Origin of the sequence: Parazoarcus communis (assembly GCF_003111645.1) — a bacterium.
GTDB lineage: Bacteria > Pseudomonadota > Gammaproteobacteria > Burkholderiales > Rhodocyclaceae > Parazoarcus > Parazoarcus communis_A.
Map to the genome: position 1 here is coordinate 327,641 of NZ_CP022187.1, position 19,128 is coordinate 346,768.

General features: G+C 62.9%; 18 protein-coding genes and 1 tRNA gene. 12 read left to right on the forward strand and 7 right to left on the reverse strand.

The features are described from left to right. Positions 1-71 precede the first annotated feature (71 nt). On the reverse strand, positions 72-407 hold the full coding sequence (locus tag CEW83_RS01600; protein WP_108947784.1) for a hypothetical protein: 336 nt from the start codon (positions 405-407) through the stop codon (positions 72-74). 256 nt (positions 408-663) lie between these two features. On the opposite strand from CEW83_RS01600, the gene CEW83_RS01605 reads away from it, so the two are divergent. Both CEW83_RS01605 and CEW83_RS01610 read left to right on the forward strand, forming a co-directional pair. Continuing rightward, positions 664-1,098: a ProQ/FINO family protein gene (locus CEW83_RS01605; protein ID WP_108947785.1), complete on the forward strand. Its 435-nt coding sequence runs from the start codon at positions 664-666 to the stop codon at positions 1,096-1,098. Between the two features lie 32 nt (positions 1,099-1,130). Continuing rightward, positions 1,131-1,583 carry a CreA family protein gene (locus tag CEW83_RS01610; RefSeq protein WP_234419109.1) on the forward strand — a complete coding sequence of 151 codons (453 nt, stop codon included), beginning with the start codon at positions 1,131-1,133 and terminating at the stop codon, positions 1,581-1,583. Positions 1,584-1,614: 31 nt separating this feature from the next. Here the strand turns inward: CEW83_RS01610 and CEW83_RS20940 are convergent, their stop codons facing one another. Beyond that, positions 1,615-1,776, reverse strand: a complete 162-nt coding sequence (locus tag CEW83_RS20940) for a hypothetical protein (protein ID WP_159099354.1) — start codon at positions 1,774-1,776, stop codon at positions 1,615-1,617. Positions 1,777-1,937: 161 nt separating this feature from the next. Between CEW83_RS20940 and CEW83_RS01615 the strand changes: the two genes are divergently transcribed. Further along, positions 1,938-2,013: transfer RNA gene (locus CEW83_RS01615), tRNA-Thr, on the forward strand. 316 nt (positions 2,014-2,329) lie between these two features. Here the strand turns inward: CEW83_RS01615 and CEW83_RS01620 are convergent. Further along, positions 2,330-4,399 (reverse strand): heavy metal translocating P-type ATPase, encoded by a 2,070-nt coding sequence (locus tag CEW83_RS01620; RefSeq protein ID WP_234419110.1) that lies wholly within the window; start codon positions 4,397-4,399, stop codon positions 2,330-2,332. Positions 4,400-4,674: 275 nt separating this feature from the next. On the opposite strand from CEW83_RS01620, the gene cadR reads away from it, so the two are divergent. Both cadR and CEW83_RS01630 read left to right on the forward strand, forming a co-directional pair. Further along, positions 4,675-5,106 carry a Cd(II)/Pb(II)-responsive transcriptional regulator gene (gene cadR / locus CEW83_RS01625; RefSeq protein ID WP_108947788.1) on the forward strand — a complete coding sequence of 144 codons (432 nt, stop codon included), beginning with the start codon at positions 4,675-4,677 and terminating at the stop codon, positions 5,104-5,106. A gap of 116 nt (positions 5,107-5,222) precedes the next feature. Continuing rightward, on the forward strand, positions 5,223-5,729 hold the full coding sequence (locus CEW83_RS01630; RefSeq protein ID WP_108947789.1) for an LEA type 2 family protein: 507 nt from the start codon (positions 5,223-5,225) through the stop codon (positions 5,727-5,729). A gap of 15 nt (positions 5,730-5,744) precedes the next feature. Here the strand turns inward: CEW83_RS01630 and CEW83_RS01635 are convergent, their stop codons facing one another. After that, positions 5,745-7,421 carry a putative bifunctional diguanylate cyclase/phosphodiesterase gene (locus tag CEW83_RS01635; protein ID WP_108947790.1) on the reverse strand — a complete coding sequence of 559 codons (1,677 nt, stop codon included), beginning with the start codon at positions 7,419-7,421 and terminating at the stop codon, positions 5,745-5,747. 319 nt (positions 7,422-7,740) lie between these two features. Between CEW83_RS01635 and CEW83_RS01640 the strand changes: the two genes are divergently transcribed. Both CEW83_RS01640 and CEW83_RS01645 read left to right on the forward strand, forming a co-directional pair. After that, on the forward strand, positions 7,741-8,601 hold the full coding sequence (locus CEW83_RS01640) for an HDOD domain-containing protein (protein WP_108947791.1): 861 nt from the start codon (positions 7,741-7,743) through the stop codon (positions 8,599-8,601). A 65-nt stretch (positions 8,602-8,666) separates the two neighbouring features. Beyond that, a complete protein-coding gene (locus CEW83_RS01645) occupies positions 8,667-10,307 on the forward strand; it encodes a methyl-accepting chemotaxis protein (RefSeq protein ID WP_108947792.1) in 1,641 nt (546 codons plus the stop codon). Between the two features lie 56 nt (positions 10,308-10,363). On the opposite strand, the gene CEW83_RS01650 is transcribed toward CEW83_RS01645, so the two are convergent. Together CEW83_RS01650 and CEW83_RS01655 are read right to left on the reverse strand one after the other, a co-directional pair. Then, positions 10,364-10,939, reverse strand: coding sequence for a hypothetical protein (locus tag CEW83_RS01650; RefSeq protein ID WP_108947793.1), 576 nt, complete (start codon positions 10,937-10,939; stop codon positions 10,364-10,366). A 4-nt stretch (positions 10,940-10,943) separates the two neighbouring features. After that, positions 10,944-11,474 (reverse strand): superoxide dismutase family protein, encoded by a 531-nt coding sequence (locus CEW83_RS01655; protein ID WP_108947794.1) that lies wholly within the window; start codon positions 11,472-11,474, stop codon positions 10,944-10,946. 170 nt (positions 11,475-11,644) lie between these two features. Between CEW83_RS01655 and CEW83_RS01660 the strand changes: the two genes are divergently transcribed. The 4 genes from CEW83_RS01660 (at position 11,645) to proX (ending at position 16,277) form a co-directional block, all read left to right on the forward strand. Continuing rightward, positions 11,645-12,544: a YihY/virulence factor BrkB family protein gene (locus CEW83_RS01660; RefSeq protein ID WP_199915266.1), complete on the forward strand. Its 900-nt coding sequence runs from the start codon at positions 11,645-11,647 to the stop codon at positions 12,542-12,544. A 296-nt stretch (positions 12,545-12,840) separates the two neighbouring features. Then, on the forward strand, positions 12,841-14,049 hold the full coding sequence (gene proV, locus CEW83_RS01665) for a glycine betaine/L-proline ABC transporter ATP-binding protein ProV (protein ID WP_108947795.1): 1,209 nt from the start codon (positions 12,841-12,843) through the stop codon (positions 14,047-14,049). Further along, positions 14,046-15,215, forward strand: coding sequence for a glycine betaine/L-proline ABC transporter permease ProW (proW, locus tag CEW83_RS01670; protein ID WP_108947796.1), 1,170 nt, complete (start codon positions 14,046-14,048; stop codon positions 15,213-15,215). The genes proV and proW overlap by 4 nt, the downstream gene beginning before the upstream one ends. A gap of 45 nt (positions 15,216-15,260) precedes the next feature. Then, positions 15,261-16,277, forward strand: coding sequence for a glycine betaine/L-proline ABC transporter substrate-binding protein ProX (gene proX, locus CEW83_RS01675; RefSeq protein ID WP_108947797.1), 1,017 nt, complete (start codon positions 15,261-15,263; stop codon positions 16,275-16,277). A gap of 63 nt (positions 16,278-16,340) precedes the next feature. On the opposite strand, the gene cysK is transcribed toward proX, so the two are convergent. Then, a complete protein-coding gene (gene cysK, locus CEW83_RS01680) occupies positions 16,341-17,318 on the reverse strand; it encodes a cysteine synthase A (protein ID WP_108947798.1) in 978 nt (325 codons plus the stop codon). Between the two features lie 273 nt (positions 17,319-17,591). On the opposite strand from cysK, the gene CEW83_RS01685 reads away from it, so the two are divergent. Further along, positions 17,592-19,118, forward strand: a complete 1,527-nt coding sequence (locus CEW83_RS01685) for an NfeD family protein (protein ID WP_420094113.1) — start codon at positions 17,592-17,594, stop codon at positions 19,116-19,118. Positions 19,119-19,128: the final 10 nt, after the last annotated feature.

A 19,128-nucleotide genomic window follows, 5' to 3' on the forward strand; every position in this document is an offset into this window, starting at 1 on the left:
GGATGTCGCAGGGTTGCGTGCCTGCCAGACGCGAGGGCTGGCGGGCGCGGGGCGTCTGGTCAGGCATGTGTTCAGAGGGGCGCATTCTTGTCCGGCAGGGTGTAGCCGTCGGCAATGTAGCCTGGGCCCTTCATGACGAAAACAATGAAACAGAAGATGGCGACGGTCAGCACGACGGTCCAGTGCAGCACGACAGCGGCGATCACCCAGATGTCGATCATCTGTAATGCACGGAGCGTGTCGTCGGTCTTGTCGCCCCACCAGGCCAGACGTGCGAGGAGTGAAACGCTCACGCATGCGGCAGTGCCGGCGAGTGCAATCATTGGCAGTTTGCGCAAGACCTTGCGCTCCTGACCTGCAGGCTCGGTGCGCGATCCGGGCAGGCGCTTCCAGTTTTTGGTCGTCATGGTCTGTCCTGTTCAAGTGCGGACGTTTCAAACGCGGCGCGTTTCAGCCTTTCGGTATTATATAAGCAAACGATGATTGTCGTTGGCCGAGAAGACCGCCCTATACTCAAGAGAGGGTGCAGAGCGATCAAAAGTTCTGTGCTGTGCATCACACTGCGTCGAGCGCTTGAAGCGAACGCGGTATTGTCGGCAATCGGGCACCCTGCGGCGTAGCTCGGGTAGAATGCAGTCTTCAAGCCGAACAGTCCGCTGCGTCATGACAACCGAAACGCCCTCCGCGAAACCCGCCCTCGAACCCCGTGCCCTGTTGCAGAAGCTGCAGGAGCAGTCGCCGACGTTCCGCGATTGCAAGCCGCTGGCCATTCGCATCGATACCAATATTCTCGAACGCTTCCCGGAGTTCGAGAAAAAGACCCTGCGCAGTGCGCTGCGCATGCACACGGCGTCCACGCGGTATCTGAAGGCAATGGAAAAGGCGACAGAGCGCTTCGACTTTGAAGGCAACGTTGCCGGAGAGGTGACCGAGGAGCAGCGCGCTCACGCTTCGGCGACGCTCAAGGAGCGTTTTGCTGCAGCTGCCAAGCAGCAACGTGCGAAGCGCGAAGCCGAAGAGGTCGAGCGCAAGCGTGAAGAAGCTGAGCGTCGTCGCGGCGAGAAGCTTCAGCAGCTGATGACGAAATTCGGAAAATGATGTCACCTGGCCGGCTTCTTCCCGCTGCAGCCATGGTCGCCGTGCTCGTCGCGAGCGCGCCGGCCAATGCGGAGCGGGTCGGGGAAGTGTCTACGGTGTGGAAGCTGATCGGCCCCAACCACAAGGTGGTTGTCGAAGCCTACGATGACCCGCGTGTGGAAGGCGTGACCTGCTACGTCTCCCGCGCCAAGACCGGTGGTCTCTCTGGCGCAGTCGGGCTCGCGGAAGATCTGTCCGAGGCCTCGATCGCCTGCAGGCAGGTTGGTACGATTCGCTTCCGTGAGCCAATCCCTCAGAAGGAAGAGGTGTTCTCCGAGCGGCTGTCTGTGCTCTTCAAGCGCCTGCAGGTAGTACGAATGGTCGATGCCCGCCGCAACGTGCTGGTGTATCTTACCTACTCGGACAAGCTGGTCGATGGCAGCCCCAAGAACAGCGTGACCGCTGTTGCCGTCGATGGCAGCACGCCAATTCCATTGAGTCGCTGAACCCGCCTTTCTTCGGCGGGCTTCCTCAGCTTTACCACAGGCTGCGTTCCTGACCGGGACGCGTGCGCAACAGCCATGCGCCTGTGGCACCTGCCAGCGCCATCGCGATTGCACCGCCGGTGTTTCCGGTTCCCAGCATCAGTCCGGCCAGCAGACCAAAGCTCATCAACAGTCGATTGATTTTCGGTTCCATCGTCTCTCTCCTTGTGGGGAAATGAGACAGGGCTGAGCGCTGTCTCGATAGCTGTAAGTTTATACAGTTAGTCGAAAAATGGAAGTGCTTTCTGTCGTCTGAGGCATGCGCGCCACTGGCGCTGCGCGCGAGTTCGGCTATAATCCGCGACCTGGTGTGTTGCCCTTGTAGCTCAGTTGGTAGAGCAGCGGTTTTGTAAACCGAAGGTCGCGGGTTCGACTCCTGCCGGGGGCACCAATAGATTCAAGCGCTTAAGCCAGTTCTGTGGAGCTGGCTTTTTTGCGTCCTGCGCCCGTGGGCGGGTGCGAAGCGCGTCGCGCTCGCTGTAAGAATGGTGGTTTGGCCCTGTCGAACCGGTTCCCTGCCAGGCGAACGACACCCGTACGATGCGTCGTCCCCATACCCCGTCAGCGAAACACGCACCGCCTCCCCTCCGCGCTCTCCGCGCCTCCGCGTGAGTCATGCTCTTCCGGTGGTCTGAAGCATCTCCCGGCAGAAACATTCTGCACGAGGAGCCGCGGAGGGCGCGGAGGGGCAGTGTTGATCGTGCTTGCTACTTGCGCAGCAGCCGCAAACCGTTGCCGACGACCAGCAGGCTGGCGCCCATGTCGGCGAAGACGGCCATCCACATGGTGCTCATGCCGACGACGGTGAGTGCCAGAAACACGGCCTTGATGCCCAGCGCCAGCGCGATGTTCTGCACCAGCAAGGTGTGGGTGGATTGCGACAGGCGGACGAAGGTCGCGATCTTGCTCAGGTTGTCGTCCATCAGCGCAACGTCGGCGGTCTCGATCGCGGCGTCGGTGCCCATCGCGCCCATCGCAAAGCCGATGTCGGCGCGCGCCAGTGCGGGTGCGTCGTTGATGCCGTCACCAACCATGCCCACGGTGCCCCTCGCGGCGAGTTCTTCCACGGCCTTGAGTTTGTCCTCGGGGAGCTGGTTGCCGCGAGCTTCGTCGATGCCGACCTGTTGTGCGATTGTGCTGGCGGTGTGCGGGTTGTCGCCGGTGAGCATCACGGTTTTCACGCCGAGACGGTGAAGTGCGTCGATGGCGGCGCGGCTGCTGTCTTTCACCGTGTCTGCGACAGCGAGCAGGGCGAGTACCTGAAGATCGTCGAACAGTACGACCACCGACTTTCCGGCTTGCTCAAGTGCTTCGAGCCGGGCTTCCAGTGCAGGCGAGCAGCGTCCGAGGTCGCGCACCAGACGATGATTGCCCAGCACGTAGCGCGAGCCGTCGATCATGCCGCGAACGCCTCGACCGGGAAGGGCCTCAAACGATTCGACGTCCATGAGTGCGATATTGTCGTCTTCGGCGGCCTTTGCGAGCGCTTGCGAGACCGGGTGGTCCGAGCGTGCTGCCAGACTCGCAGCCAGGCGGCGGCAGCTTTCGCGATCGATCGTGCCAAGGCGTTCGAAGTCCGTCTGCACTGGCTTGCCGTGAGTGAGGGTGCCCGTCTTGTCGAGTGCGAGCCACTTCAGTTTGCGCCCTTCCTCCAGATATACGCCGCCCTTGATCAGGATGCCGTGACGCGCTGCTGCGGCGAGTCCGCTGACGATGGTGACCGGGGTCGAGATCACCAGTGCGCAGGGGCAGGCAATGACAAGCATCACCAGCGCCTTGTAGACCCAGTCGTACCAGCCTCCGCCCATCAGCAGCGGGGGCAGGATCGCGACGCCGATGGCAATCGCAAACACGATTGGCGTATAGACGCGTGCAAACCGGTCGACGAAGCGCTGCGTCGGTGCTCTGGCGCCCTGGGCTTCCTCGACCGCGTGAACGATGCGGGCGAGGGTGGTGTTGTTCGCGGCTGCGCTGACCCGGTATTCGAAGCCACCGGATTCGTTGATGGTGCCGGCGAAGACGCTGTCGCCGACGGACTTGTCCACCGGCAGGCTCTCGCCGGTGATGGGCGCCTGATTGACCGTCGAGCGCCCGGTGATGATGTCGCCGTCGAGCCCGATGCGCTCGCCCGGCCGGACGCGGACCACACAGCCCACGGAAGCGGCAGATGCTGCCACCTGCTGCCAGCTGCCGTCGGCCTGCTGCACGGTCACGGTGTCCGGCGTGAGTTGCATCAGGCCCTTGATGGCGTTGCGCGCCCGGTCGAGCGAGCGGGCCTCGATCAGTTCGGCAATCGTGAACAGCACCATCACCATCGCCGCTTCCGGCCATTCGCCCAGAAGGAGGGCGCCGGTGACTGCAATGCTCATCAGGGCGTTGATGTTCAGGTTGCCGTTGCGAATTGCGACCCAGCCCTTTTTGTACGTGTCCAGGCCGCAAACGGCGATGGCGGCAATCGCAAGCACAGCCGGCACAGGGCCGGGCAGACTCATCCAGTCGGCGATCTCAGACGCGAGTGCCGCAGCGCCTGCGAGTGCCAGCGGCCACCAGGGGGCGCGTGGCGTTTCCGGAACCGGCGCGGGCTGCTCGCCCGTGGCGGGCAGCTCCGGTTCGAAACCGAGCGAGCGGATGGCCTCCATGACCGGATCAAGCGTGTTCGGCGCGTGCACCACGGTCAGTACGCGCTGCATCAGGTTGAACTCCATGGTGCTGACGCTCGCCATGGCGCCCAGCTTCTTGCGGATCATCGCCTCTTCGGTGGGGCAGTCCATCTGCATGATGCGGATCGACGTGCGGATGCCTTCAGCAGTGGCTGCAGGCGCAGACAGCGCGCCGAGCTGGACGAGGGCGGGTGCGCAGCAATCGGCACCTTCCGTGCAATGACCGTGGGCATTTCCGTGAGCATGTTCGTGCTCATGCGCGTGTGCGCGCTCAGTGGGTTTTTCCGGTTTGTGGTCGCAGCAGCTCGACATGGCTGAGCCTCATCATTCGTCGTATGCTTGCATTCGACACCTTGAAGCCACTTCAGGGTCAAGCGTTTTGAGGAGGTCGCATGAAGATTGGCGAACTGGCGAGTGCGGCGAACTGCACAACCGAAACCATCCGCTATTACGAGAAGGAAGGTCTGCTTCTGGAGGCCGAACGCAGCGCAAGCAACTACCGCAGCTATGGTTCGGCTCACCTCGAGCGCTTGCGCTTCATCCGCAACTGTCGTGCGCTCGACATGACGCACGATGAGATTCGGGCCCTGCTCACGCTGATGGACGGTCCGCTGGATGGCTGTGGTGCAGTCAATACCCTGCTCGACGAGCACATCGGTCATGTGGAAGCCCGCATCGAGGAGTTGCAGCAACTGAAGCAGCAACTGAGCACGCTCCGACAACAATGCCAGACCGAGCAGGGGCTGGACGCCTGCGGCATCCTGCGCGGGTTGGCGGCGATGGAGACGACGCCAACCGGCAAGCGGCACACCCACCTGGGATAGCCTTTTCAGGCCGGTGTTGAGCGCGGTCCGCACCTGGCCCGAGCGCGGTGCGGACGGCAGCCAGTGCGGGGTGCGTACAATGCGCTGTATCACTCCCGACTTTCGAGGTGCCGGTCATGTCGATTCATTCTTTCCGTGCGTCCTGGTCCTGGCTGCATCTTGCGCTCGTCCTGCTGCTCGCGCTGTCGATCGGTGGTTGCGCCAGCGTGGTGGATCGTGATCCGGTGCGGATCAACGTGGTGGGGATGGAGTCGCTGCCCGGGGTGGGAATGGAGATCCGTTTCGGCCTCAAGCTGCGGGTGCAGAACCCCAACGACGATGCGATCGATTTCGATGGCGTGGCGCTCGAGCTAGAGCTTAACGGCAAGCCGTTTGCGACCGGCGTGAGCGACGCGCAGGGCAGTGTGCCGCGCTATGGGGAAACGGTGATCGTGGTGCCGGTGACGGTGTCGGCGATTTCCTTCGTGCGTCAGGCAATGGGCATGGTTGAGGACGAACCGGCTGACAGCGTGCCATACGTGCTGAGCGGCAAGCTGGGCGGCGGCCTGTTTCGCGGCATGCGGTTTCGCGACGAGGGCAAGCTGAGCCTGCCAGGAACCGGGACACCACCCAAGCCCAACTAGTTGGCAGCAAGCTCCTCAGCGCACCACTTCGCCGGCCTTCAATGCTTCCACGATCTCTGCGGCGGCTACCGGCTTCTGGAAATAGTAGCCCTGCACCTCGTCACATCCGGCGGCGCGCAGATAGATGAGCTGTTCGCGGGTCTCTACGCCTTCGGCGATCACGGTCAGGCCCAGGTTGTGGCCGAGCGCGATGGTCGACGCGACAATGGCGGCGTCGTTGCTCTGGTTGCGGATGTCGCTGATGAAGCTGCGATCGATCTTGATGACGTTGATCGGCAAGCGCTTGAGGAAGCTCAGGCTGGAGAAGCCGGTGCCATAGTCATCGAGTGCGATCTTCAGTCCGAGCCCGGACAATGCCTCAAGAGCCTGGCGAGGGCGTTCAAAGTCCTCGACCACGCAGCGTTCGGTGATTTCGATCTCGAGCAGGCTCGCAGAAATGCCGTAGTCGCTCACGACCTCGCGGATGTAATTGACAAAGGTCTGGTCGCGCAACTGTTTGGGTGATACGTTGATCGCCACGGGTACCACCGTGATGCCCTCAGCCAGCCATGCTGCAATCTGGCGGCAGGTCTCGCGCAACACCCAGTTGCCGAGCTCGACCACGAGGCCCTCCTGCTCGGCGTAGTCGATGAATTCACCGGGAAAAACCATCCCGCGCTCCGGGTGCTGCCAGCGGATCAGGGCTTCCAGGCTGGTAATGCGATAACCGTTGAGCGAAATGCGTGGCTGATAGTGGAGAACGAACTCGTCCCCCATGATCGCGCGTCTGAAGCGGCTGCTCAGGTCGGCCTGCAGGATGGAGCGTGAGTTCAGCGACGGGTCGTAGAAGCGGAAGCACCCGCGCCCGGCACGCTTGGCTTCATACATCGCCGAGTCGGCATTGCGCATCAGCGCGTCAAGGTCGAGCCCGTCGCGGGGGTGCACCGCGATGCCGATGCTTGGCCGCATCTCGAGTTCGTTCCCCTCGATCTGCATTGGAGACCCGATCTCCTCGATCAGTTTGTTTGCCACCCTCGCTGCGTCGTCGATGGACTCCAGTTCGGTCAGCAGCACCACGAACTCATCGTCGCCAAGACGGGCAACGATGTCCGCCTCGCGCACCGTGCCGATCAGGCGCTGTCCCACGCCATGCAACAGCAGGTCTCCTATGCGGTGCCCGAGCGTGTCGTTGATGAGCTTGAAGCGGTCGAGGTCGAGAAACATCATCACGAATGGCGCGTGGCTTCTCCGTGTTCTCGACAGGTGGCTGTTCGCCAGTTCGGTAAACAGCATGCGGTTGGGCAGGCCGGTGAGGTGGTCGAAGGATGCGAGCTGGTAGACAGCCCCCTTTTCTTCACGCAACTGGGCGTTCATCCGGGTGGTTTGCAGCAGCACTGCGCACTGCTCGAAATGGCGTCTGCGCCAGCGATCCACCAGGGCCACCATAACGGCCGTGCCTGCAAGCAGCATCAGGGTCAAGGCGCGCGCCAGTCCTGAGTGCGCTTCGCCCTGTCCGGCGACATGAAGTTCCCACACGCCAAGGATCTGCATGGCGCAGAAGACGACGAGCCCGAGGCTCGTCAGCGACCACTCGTTGAACAGGCGGCGCCAGGTGGGCGCAGGACGGACGTCTGCGCACCCGGCTCCCGAGGTGGTCGGCTGCGCGGGCGTGGCGAGGAACTGATGTGGCTCGGGCGAAGTGGTTTTGGTCACGTAGTACGACTAAAGAATCAGGTGATGATGTTGCGTGCGCTGTTGCACGAAGGCCCTGATCCTCCGCCATCAAGATTGCACTTTCGTTAAACGTAACCACACTGACACACAAACCGGATTTTCCTGTGATGATGGCGTGCTATCGCCGACTCAGCGTCTCAGCAGCGCCTCAATGCTTTTCGGGTGAGGCTGTGCTCTGCAACGCGATGCCGACGGCCTGCCGCATTCTTTGGTACATTCGCCTAAAAACCGCAATTCAGGGCGCACTGCGTCCGCGCGATGGACGTCATGCGAAGGGTTGCAGCGAGGAGAGCGAGAAATGAACGAGTTCGAACAACAGGCACGCGCGTTTACCGACACGATCAATGCCGAGTTGAATGACGGGCGCCTGGTCTTTCCGGTGTCGATGGAGGTGACGCTGCGCATCAAGCGCCTTGCCGATGACCCCGATTCCAGTCTCGACGAGATTGTCGCCGTCGTTCAGGCAGAGCCGGTGCTGGCCGCGAAGACCATCCGCATGGCCAACACGGTGGCGCTCAACCCCTACGGCGCGCTGGTCGATTCGGTGGGCGTGGCGGTGCGGCGGATCGGGCTGTCGTCGCTGCGCAGCCTGGCGTTTGCGGTCGCATCCGAGCAGCTCGCCGGGGATCACCGCTCGCCCAACATGCGGACGCTGGCGCAGGGCCTGTGGATGCGCTCGCTGGATGTCGCCTCCTGGTGCTTCGCCCTGGCCCGCAGGACCCAGGCAAGCAACCCGGATACCGCGCTGATGGCCGGCATGCTGACCCAGATCGGGCAGTTCTTCCTGATTGCGCGGGCGTCCGATTACCCGGCGATGGAGCGCAATATCGACCGCTTCGCCGAGCTCGTGGATCGACTGCACGTCGAGGTCGGGCGGGCCGTGCTCGACGTGTTCGACGTGCCGGAGTCCATTCTCGACGGCCTGGATGCGGAAGACGGTTACACCGGAGCATGGCCGCCGGCTGACCTGCACCACATCGTGCAGATTGCATCCATGGTGTCCGAATTTCCCGATCCGTTCGACGGCCTGCTCGGCCGCCATCCGCAGCGCGGGCCTGCGACTACGGACGGGTTTGGCATCGATCCGGCCGAGCTCCAGTCCTTGCTGCATGATTCGCAGGATGAGCGGCGGCAGATTCTGGATGCCGTCAGGGCCTAGGTCGAAAGCGCTAAACTTTTTCCGACATGCGCCGTTAATCCTGGTTCCAGGACCGAGATACGCCCATGATCAACAACCTCACACTCAGAACCCGGATTGGCTTGCTCATCCTCGCAGCCTTTCTAGGCATTACGCTCACCGACGCAATCGCTGCGTTTCAGGTCAAGCGTGAGCTCATGGAAGGGCACAAGCTGCAGATCAGCGCGACGATCCAGTCGGCGGTCCAGCTCGTTGCCGGGTTCCACGATCAGGTCGCAAAGGGGGAACTCCCGGAGGATGAGGGCAAGCGCCTGGCGCTACAGGTGCTGAGCACGATGCGCTACGGCGGTGAGGACGGAAAGACCGAGTACCTCTACGTTTGGTCGACCGGGGGGGCGTCTGTCATGCACCCGTTCCGTCCGGAGTGGCGCGGCAAGAACATGACCGAGGAGATCCGCGACGGGCAGGGGCGCTACACGATCAAGGACATTCTGGCCGTTGCCAAATCGAGTGGTGGCGGCTTCGTTGATACCTCGTTTCCCCGCCCGGGGCAGAAGGAGGCGGTCGACAAGCTGCAGTACGTGATGGTCTTCCAGCCTTGGGACTGGATCATCGGCACCGGCGTCTACGTCGACAGCGTGGAGGCTGAGTTCAACAACCGCATGATGCGCGATCTCGGCATCGCGGCCCTGATCATGGCTTTCATCGTCAGTTTCGGGTTCCTGGTTGCGCGTTCGATTCTGCGCCAGATTGGCGGCGAACCGGCAGAGGCCGTGCGCTTGATGTCACGTGCGGCAGGGGGGGATCTGACTGTCGAGGTCGGGGCTGCGCCCGAGGGCAGCATGCTGGCGGCACTGTCGGGGATGTTGCGCGCGTTTCGCGAAATGATCGGCCAGATCTCGGGCGAAGCGAGCCGGCTTGCGAGCACGGCCGAAGGCATCACGCATGCCTCTGACCAGGTCGCGATTGCGGCACACAGGCAGGCCGACTCGACCTCGTCGATGGCTGCGGCAATCGAGCAGATGACGGTTTCGATCAACCACATCTCCGACAACGCCAAGGACAACGAACGCGACTCGAACGCCGCGTCCGAGATGGCTGAAAGTGGCGAAAAAAAGGTGGCGAACGCCACCAGCGAGATGCATCACATCAGGGCGTCGGTTTCGGCCGCGGCAGATCAGTTGCGTTCGCTCGAGAGCCAGACCAACCAGATTTCGTCGATTGCGAACGTGATCAAGGAGATCGCCGCGCAGACCAACCTGCTTGCCCTGAACGCGGCGATCGAGGCTGCACGGGCAGGCGAGCAGGGTCGCGGGTTTGCGGTGGTGGCCGACGAGGTGCGCAAGCTGGCCGAGCGTACGTCGAGTGCAACCGAGGAGATCGGTGGCATGATCGGCGCGATTCAGGCCGATACCAGTCGGGCAGTGGGAACGATGGAGCAGGTGCTGCCGCAGGTCGAGCACGGCGTGGGCCTTGCGCAGGACGCAGGGCAGTCGCTGCGTGACATCCGGCATGGCGCGGACAACATGGTCAACCGCTTGCGCGATGTCGCCACAGCAACGCAGGAGCAGAGCGCCGCGAGCGATGCGATCGCGCAGCAGGTCGAGGCCATCGCCCAGATGGTCGAGGAGACCAGCGTATCGATGCAGAACACCTCGGAGTCGGCTCATACGCTGGAACGTGTTGCCAAGGATCTGAGCGCCATGGTTTCGCGCTTCAAGCACTGAGGCTGCCATTGCAGCGCGGGAAGTGTCCCGCGGCTCGACCTGTCCCGTCGCACGCCTCAGCCTTGGGCTGCGGTTGCGGAAGGCTGCGCTTCGAAATGAAGTGCGATGTCGCAGGTTCGCCCACCGCCAAACCAGCGGGCGACTGCGCGGGCGCCGCCTGCGAAACGGTAGGAATACTCGTCTGAAACGGGTTTCTGCATGTGGACGGCAGACTCGAAGGGGCCGAGACGTTCGCGCAGCGACGCTGCAAAGTCGCCTCCCAGTGCCTCGCAGGCGGCTGCACTCCCTGCCTTGGGCAGAGGCCCAAGCGGCACGGCGACAATCTCCTCGATGCGACCATCGGTGCCGGCCATGGACATCACGCTCAACGCGCGATGACCGACTGTCAGCTGCACGGTGACCTGGTCGCGGGCATCGCAGCCCGGTCCGACATGGGCGGCGGCAGGGTCGAAGCGGAGCGCGTCGGCGGCTGCGTCGCGAAGCGGACGCTTCAGCAGGAAGGGGCTAACGCCTTGCGCCTGAAAATCCGGTGCTCGCCCCTCCATTTTTGCCACCGACATGCCGCTACCCGTCATCAGCAGGCAGGAAGCTGTCACGCAAGCGGCCGGCAGCAGCACATGCCGGCGCATCATCCTGCTATTCGGCCTTGACCACGCCGCAGGCGATGCGCGCGCCAGCACCCCCGATCGGCTGGGTCACGTGGTCGTCCCTGTTCTCGTGGATGACAATCGCTGCGCCGTCGGCGTCGAGCAGGGCCGGCCTGTCGCCTGCGCCGCGCAGGCTGGCAAGCGAGGTGAACATTTCGGCCTCGACCGAGCCGTCCGCGTGCACGAAAATGACCGGGAGGTCGCCTGAGTCCGGTCCCTCGGGGTTCATCAGACCGTGTTTCTTGCCGGTCGGGTTGAGGTGCCCCTTTGAAGCGACAAAGCCCTTGTCCGGGTCTTCGCAGGTGCCAACGCTGTGGATGTGAATACCCTTCGCGCCCGGCGCAAGACCCTTCGCAGACACCTGGATAAGGATTCCGGTGGGCGCTTCGGTCAGGGTGATGCTTCCGGTCGTCTTGCCGCTGCGGTCGATCAACTCGGCACTGGCGCGGTCGGCAGCACCTGCTGCGCTGACGGCGCCGGCCAGGAGCAGGGCAAGAATCAGTTGTGATGGCCTATGCATGGTGGTTAGTCCCCTGTCTGAGTTGGCGCGTGATTTCAGCATAGGTGATGCTGCGCACTTCGCCCGCATTTCTTCCCTTGTCGCCGGGCGGATGGGGATTCTCCGTGAGGGCTTGCTCACTTGCCCGTTGATCGGCTACAAGAATCGAAACGGACATGAGGCTGGCTGCGATGATGGGGTGGATGCGTTACTGGTGGGGCGTGGTGAAGGCGACGGTGCGGATCTGGCTTGATGCGCAGGTGTTCATTCATGCGGCGGCGCTTGCCTTCTTCACGGTCTTTTCGGTAGCGCCGGTGGTGATCGTTGCGGTCAGCATCGTCGGGCTGGTGCTGGGCGAGAGCGCTGCGCAAGGACAGATCGCCCAGCAGCTCGAAGCGGCCATCGGGGCGGAAGCCGCCGCCGCGGTTCAGACCGCGGTGGAGGGCAGCCGGGTGGAGCGCAGCGGCATCCTGCCCACGCTGGCAGGCATTGGTGCCATGCTGTTTGGCGCAACGACGGTGTTCGCGCAGATGCAGAACTCACTCAATGCGATCTGGGGTGTTGCGCCGCGCCCGTCACGCAGCAGTTTGCGGGTATTCATCAAGGGGAGGCTGTTGTCGCTGACGGTGGTGCTCGGGATCGGATTCGTGCTGCTGGTGTCGTTGCTGCTCAGCGTCATCGTGCGTGCGGTGGTTGTGTTTGCCCAGGACTGGCTGCCAATCCCCCCCCCGTTGTTGCTCGGTGTCGATGGCGTAGTGTCCCTGGTGGTCGTCACGCTGTTGTTTGCGACGATTTTTCGCGTCTTGCCCGACGTGGTGCTGGCATGGCGGGATGTCTGGCTGGGCGCGGTGGTCACGGCGCTGCTGTTCGGCTTCGGACGGATGCTGATCGCGCTCTATCTGTCGACGACTGCCACAGCCTCTACCTATGGCGCTGCGGGCTCACTGGTTTTGCTGCTGATGTGGGTCAACTACTCGTCCCTGATCCTGCTTCTGGGCGCTGCTTTCACGAGGGCAAACCTGCAGGCACGAGGGTTTCCGGTGCGGCCCCGCATGACCGCTGTGTGCGTGGAACGTGCGGTCGTCGAGTAGAGGGAGCGAGCCGCAGGGGGCGCGCTGGCCGCATTGGCGAAGCCGATATACCATGCGAGCAGGATGGGGCAAATAATATTTGCACAAAAATTTGTGTTACAATTACAGCTTCAAAACTATTTATGCTGGCCTTCCAGGTACATATGACAAACCATGTGTGCCTGCCTGCGACCCGGCGTTACCGGTTGCCCTGAAGCCCCTCATATCGGACTTCCTCTCTGGCTTCAAGCAGAGGTAGAGCGCCACCGGTTACCCCCTGTATCCAAGTACCGTGTCGTGGCGCCAGCGCCCATTCGATGCAGGCAAAACTCGTTGTCAAGAATTTATACAAGGTTTTCGGGGAAAATCCCCGCGATGCCATGAAGCTGGTGGAGGAGGGGCTCGACAAAGCCGAGATCTTCTCCCGTACCGGTCAGACGCTCGGCGTCAACGATGCTTCGTTTGAAGTCTATGAGGGCGAGATTTTCGTCGTCATGGGCCTTTCCGGTTCCGGCAAGTCTACGCTTGTCCGTTTGTTGAACCGTTTGATCGAACCCACGGCTGGCCAGGTGGTGGTCGATGGGCAGGACATCGCCAAGATGTCCGATGTCGAATTGCGCGAATTCCGGCGCAAGCACATGAGCATGGTGTTTCAGTCCTTTGCGCTGATGCCCCATCTCTCGGTGCTCGACAACACTGCATTTGGCCTGATGCTGGCCGGCGAACCCGAGGTCAAGCGCAACGAACGCGCCATGGTCGCGCTGGAGCAGGTCGGTCTGGCGCAGTGGGCCGCAAGCTATCCCGACGAACTGTCGGGCGGCATGCAGCAGCGTGTGGGTCTGGCGCGCGCGCTGACCAACGATCCTTCGGTACTGCTGATGGACGAGGCCTTCTCGGCACTCGACCCGCTGATCCGTGCCGAAATGCAGGACGAACTGGTCAAGCTGCAGGCGGGTCAGAAGCGCACCATCATATTCATCTCGCACGACCTTGATGAAGCCATCCGTATCGGCGACCGCATTGCGATCATGGAAGGCGGGAACGTGGTGCAGGTGGGCACGGCAGAAGAGATCCTGCGCAATCCGGCCAACGATTACGTGAAGTCCTTCTTCCGCGGCGTCGACGCAACCTCGATCCTGTCGGCCGCAGACATCGCGCGCCGCACCCAGATCAACATCATCGACCATGCCGGCATGGGTGTGCGCAGCGCGCTGGAGCGACTGCGCACCCACGATCGCGAATTCGGCTACGTGGTGAGCCACGATCAGCGCCTGATGGGTGTGGTGTCGATCGATTCACTGAAGAAGGCTGCGCGCGAGAGCGAGAACCCGAAGCTGCGCGACGCGTTCCTGTCCGATGTGCAGGTTGTCGCACAGGATCAGTCGATTGCCGAACTCTATGAGCCGCTGACCAAGTACCCCTACGGTCTGCCTGTGGTGGACGAGAAGGGGCGCTATCGCGGTTCGATCACCCGCAACATGATGCTTGAGTTCCTGCATCAGCAAACCTCGGAGGCGACTCAATGAGTGAGCAGAACAGCGCCAATCCGTGGGCCGCGACAACGGAAACGCCGGCCGAAGCGCCGGCAGCAAACCCCTGGGCCGCCACGTCTGAAACCCCGGCTGCCGCACCTGCCGACAATCCCTGGGCCGGTGCCGCACCTGCGGACGCGCCTGCTGCGCCTGCCGGCGGAGAGGCCGCGAACGACTGGCTTGCGCAGTCGGTGCCAGCCTCGGATGTACCCGACAAGCCATTTGACTGGTTGCGTCCCTTCGACAATGCGGTCATTCCTCTCGACGACTGGGTCGACTCCGGTCTGACCTGGGTGGTCGATCACTTCCGTCCTGCGTTTCAGGCGATCCGGGTGCCGATCGACGCCACGCTGACCGGCATCGAGCATGGCCTGCTCGCCGTGCCCCCGCTGCTGATGATTGCCTTGATCGGTCTCATCGCCTGGCAGGCCAGCGGACGGCGGCTGGCGATCGGTTCGGTCCTGTCGCTGCTGATGATCGGCTTCATCGGTGCCTGGAGCGAAGCCATGGTGACGCTGTCGCTGGTGCTGACCTCGGTTGCGTTCTGCATGGTCATTGGCTTGCCGTTGGGCATCGCCATGGCGCGCAGCGATCGTTTGGAGTCGGTTGCAAGACCACTGCTGGATGCGATGCAGACCACCCCCGCGTTCGTGTACCTGGTTCCGGTAGTGATGCTGTTCGGTATCGGCAACGTGCCCGGCGTGGTGGTGACCATCGTGTTTGCGCTGCCGCCGCTGATCCGTCTCACCAACCTCGGCATCAGGCAGGTACGTGCCGACCTGATCGAAGCCTCGCGCGCATTTGGTGCATCGCCGTGGCAACTGCTGACAAAAGTGCAACTGCCGCTGGCCATGCCCACCATCATGGCCGGTATCAACCAGACCCTGATGCTCGCGCTGTCGATGGTGGTGATCGCCTCGATGATCGCAGTGGGTGGTCTGGGGCAGATGGTGCTGCGCGGCATTGGCCGCCTCGATATGGGACTGGCGACAGTTGGCGGTCTCGGCATCGTGATTCTGGCCATCATGCTTGATCGCATCACGCAGGCAATGGCAAGTCCGGGTCGCAAAACCGGGCGCTGGTATCAATCAGGTCCGCTCGGTCTGTTCTTTGCGCCCCGGCGCACCAACAGCACCGGCAATGCGGCGAAGAGTGCGTAATTTCGCGTCTCAATTCGTCACTGACCATTCACAAAGGAGTTACATATGCAAAAGAGAAATTTCCTGAAGCAGATTCTGGGCGGTGCAGCCCTCGTTCTCGCCACTGCCGTTCCGGTCCACGCCATTGCTGCGGAGATGCCGGGCAAGGGCGTCAAGGTCCAGCCGATCAAGAGCTCGATCGCCGAGGAAACCTTCCAGACCGAACTGGTAATGCGTGCGCTGACCGATCTTGGCTATGAAGTCGAGCCGATCAAGGAGATCGAATACGCAGCCGGTCATATCGCACTCGGCAATGGCGACGCGACCTTCATGGCCGACCACTGGAACCCGCTCCACGTCGATTTCTACGAGAAGGCCGGTGGCGACGCCAAGCTGTATCGTGAAGGCGTGTATTCCGGTGGTGCGCTGCAGGGCTACCTGATCGACAAGGCCACTGCTGACAAGTACAACATCACCAGCATCGACCAGCTCAAGGATCCGAAGATCGCGAAGCTGTTCGATACCGACGGTGACGGAAAGGCTGACCTGGCCGGTTGCAACCCGGGCTGGGGCTGCGAAAAGGTGATCGAGCATCACCTCGATGCTTACGGTCTGCGTGATCGCATCACCCACAAGCAGGGCTCCTACGCAGCCATCATCGCTGACACCATCGCCCGTCAGAATCAGGGTGAGTCCGTTCTGTACTACACCTGGACGCCGTACTGGGTGAGCGGGGTGCTGGTTCCGGGCAAGGACGTGACCTGGCTCAAGGTTCCGTTCTCCGCACTGCCGGGTGAGCGCAAGAACGTTGATACCGCGCTGCCTGATGGTTCGAACTACGGCTTCCAGGCCAACAACCAGCACATCGTGGCCAACCGCGCCTTTACTGATGCCAACCCGGCAGCGGCCAAGCTGTTTGCCATCATGAAGCTGTCGAACAACGACATCAGCGCTCAGAACAAGCGCATGCGCGACGGTGAGAACAAGGCGGCCGACATCACGCGTCACGTCGACGCCTGGGTGAAAGGCCATGCCGACACCTACAAGAGCTGGCTTGATCAGGCTCGCGCCGCTGCCAAGTAAGCGGCAAACGGCAAAATGAAAAAGGCGACCCGCGGGTCGCCTTTTTTGTCGCTGCTGCCCTGATCAGGCGGCCCGGCCGCTTTCGTCGAAGAGGCCGTCGAACAGCACCGTGCTGAGGTAGCGCTCGCCCGAATCGGGCAGCACGACCACGATGGTCTTGCCGGCATGCTGCGGGTCGCGGGCGAGGCGGGCGGCAACTGCGGTTGCTGCGCCGCAGGAGATGCCGCACAGGATGCCTTCCTCGCGCGCCAGACGGCGGGCGTATTCGACCGCGTCCTCGTTGCTGACGGTTTCGACCTGGTCGATCAGCGACATGTCGAGCACGTCGGGGATGAAGCCGGCGCCGATGCCCTGGATCTTGTGCGGTCCGGGTTTCAGTTCATCGCCGGCGAGCTTCTGCGTCATGATCGGGCTGGCCGAGGGTTCCACGGCCACGCTCAGGATAGCCTTGCCGCGGGTTTTCTTGATGAAACGCGAAACACCGGTAATGGTGCCGCCGGTGCCCACGCCCGACACCAGGATGTCGATCTCGCCGTCGGTATCGTTCCAGATTTCCGGGCCGGTGGTGGCTTCGTGGATGGCGGGGTTGGCCGGGTTCTTGAACTGCTGCAGCAGGACATAGCGATCGGGGTCAGCGGCGGCGATTTCTTCCGCCTTCGCGATGGCGCCGGCCATGCCGCGCGCGCCTTCTGTCAGCACCAGCTTGGCACCGTAGGCCACCAGCAGCTTGCGGCGTTCGATGCTCATCGTCTCAGGCATGGTCAGCGTCAGCGGAATGCCACGTGCCGCGGCGACGAAGGCGAGCGCGATGCCGGTGTTGCCGCTGGTCGGCTCGACCAGTTCCTTGCCCGGGCCGAGCAGGCCACGGCGGTCTGCGTCCTCGATCATCGCGGCGCCAATGCGGCACTTGACCGAATAGGCCGGGTTGCGCCCCTCGATCTTGGCCAGCACGGTTGCCTGTGCGCCATCAATGACGCGGTTGAGCCGCACCAGCGGGGTGCGACCAATCGACTTTGCGTTGTCGGAATACCAGTTCGACATTCTCGTGACTCCAGTTCTTCAGTGTTGATTTTTGGTCGTCGTGCATGCCCGCGCGCTCAGCCAGCGTCCGGGGTACAGCGCAGCTGCCTGCGGGACGCCATTGCGGGCAATCGCACATAGGTTAGCGAATCCAGCGGGTATATCGAAGCAAGAAAATCGAATAACGATCGGAGTTGCTGCGCTGAACTTACCTGGGAGCGAGATACTCCGAATACAGAAGCACATCAAGGTTTTCCGTTTCCGGTACGCGCAAGATCGGGAGGTGGCTGAATGATGCGAAGGTGGTTCTCGAGGGTTTTTCAGGCGGGGCTGTTGCTGTTGGCAGCACTCGTTCTTCCTGCCGGCAGCGCTGCTCAAAGCGCTGCGCCCGGTGGTGAGGTGCTGGTGCTCAGGATCGACGGCGTGATCGGGCCGGCGACGGCCGACTATGTGCAAGCCGGGCTCGCCCGCGCGGCTGAACGCAAGTCGGGGCTGGTCGTGCTGGAGATGGATACGCCCGGTGGTCTCGATACCGCAATGCGCTCGATTATCAAGGACATTCTTGCCTCACCGGTTCCGGTTGCAGGCTTCGTGTCTCCCGAGGGCGCACGCGCAGCCAGCGCGGGGACCTACATCCTTTACGCCAGCCATATTGCTGCGATGGCGCCAGCCACCAACCTGGGGGCGGCGACGCCGGTCGCGATCGGCTTTGGCGGCGCGCGTCCGGGAAGCGGTTCTCCGGACGAAGACGGCGAGTCCGCGCGTGGAGAGAAGGCCCTTGCCGAAGCAGCGAAGTCGATTCTGTCGTCCGCGTCGGACAAGGATGCCCCCGACGAGGCAACAGGGCAGGGTAGTGCTGTGCCGGGCGACGACGAAACCAAGGCGCCGGCCGCAAAGCCTGCAGCCAAACCAGCCGCCGGCGGCGACGCGATGGCGGCCAAGTCGGTGGCGGATGCGAGCGCGTACATTCGCAGCCTGGCCCAGCTGCGTGGTCGAAACGTTGAGTTCGCCGAGCGTGCGGTGCGCGATGCAGAGAGCATGAGCGCGGCGGAAGCGCTCGAGCAGGGGGTGATCGAGTTCGTCGCGACCGATCTGTCTGACCTGCTGGCTCAGGTCGACGGTCACGAGGTGAAGTTGGGTGAGCGCACGGTCGTCCTTTCTACCGCACAGGTCGCCATCGAGCGTGTTGCGCCCGACTGGCGCAATCGCATTCTCGGCACACTCGCCAATCCGCAGGTTGCGCTGATCCTGATGATGATCGGCATCTACGGTCTGTTCTTCGAGTTCACGTCGCCAGGCTTCGGGGTGCCCGGTGTGGCCGGCGCAATCTCGCTGATGATCGCGCTCTACGCCTTCCAGCTGTTGCCGGTCAATTGGGCCGGCGTGCTGCTGGTGGCGATCGGTGCGGGCCTGATGCTGGCCGAGGCCTTCGTGCCGAGCTTCGGTGTGCTCGGGGTCGGGGGCATCGTCGCCTTCGTGGTGGGCGGACTGTTCCTGATGGATACCGAGGTCCCGGGCTTCGGGGTGCCGCTGGCGCTGGTGGCCGGACTGGCGCTTGCGAGCGCGGCCGTGCTGCTCGCCATCGGCAGCTTTGCGGCACGCAGTTTCAAACGGCCGGTCGTCAGCGGGCGCGAGGAGATGGCCGGTGCGCAGGGTACCGTCATCGGCGATGCCGGAGGCGGCGAGTGGTGGGTGAGGGTGCATGGCGAGAACTGGCGCGCGCACTCGGATGTGCCACTGGTGCCGGGCGCCCGGGTCCGGGTAGACCGTCTGGACGGACTCATCGTGAACGTGTCGCCCGCCGGCACCTCACAAAACTAGGGGGAACATC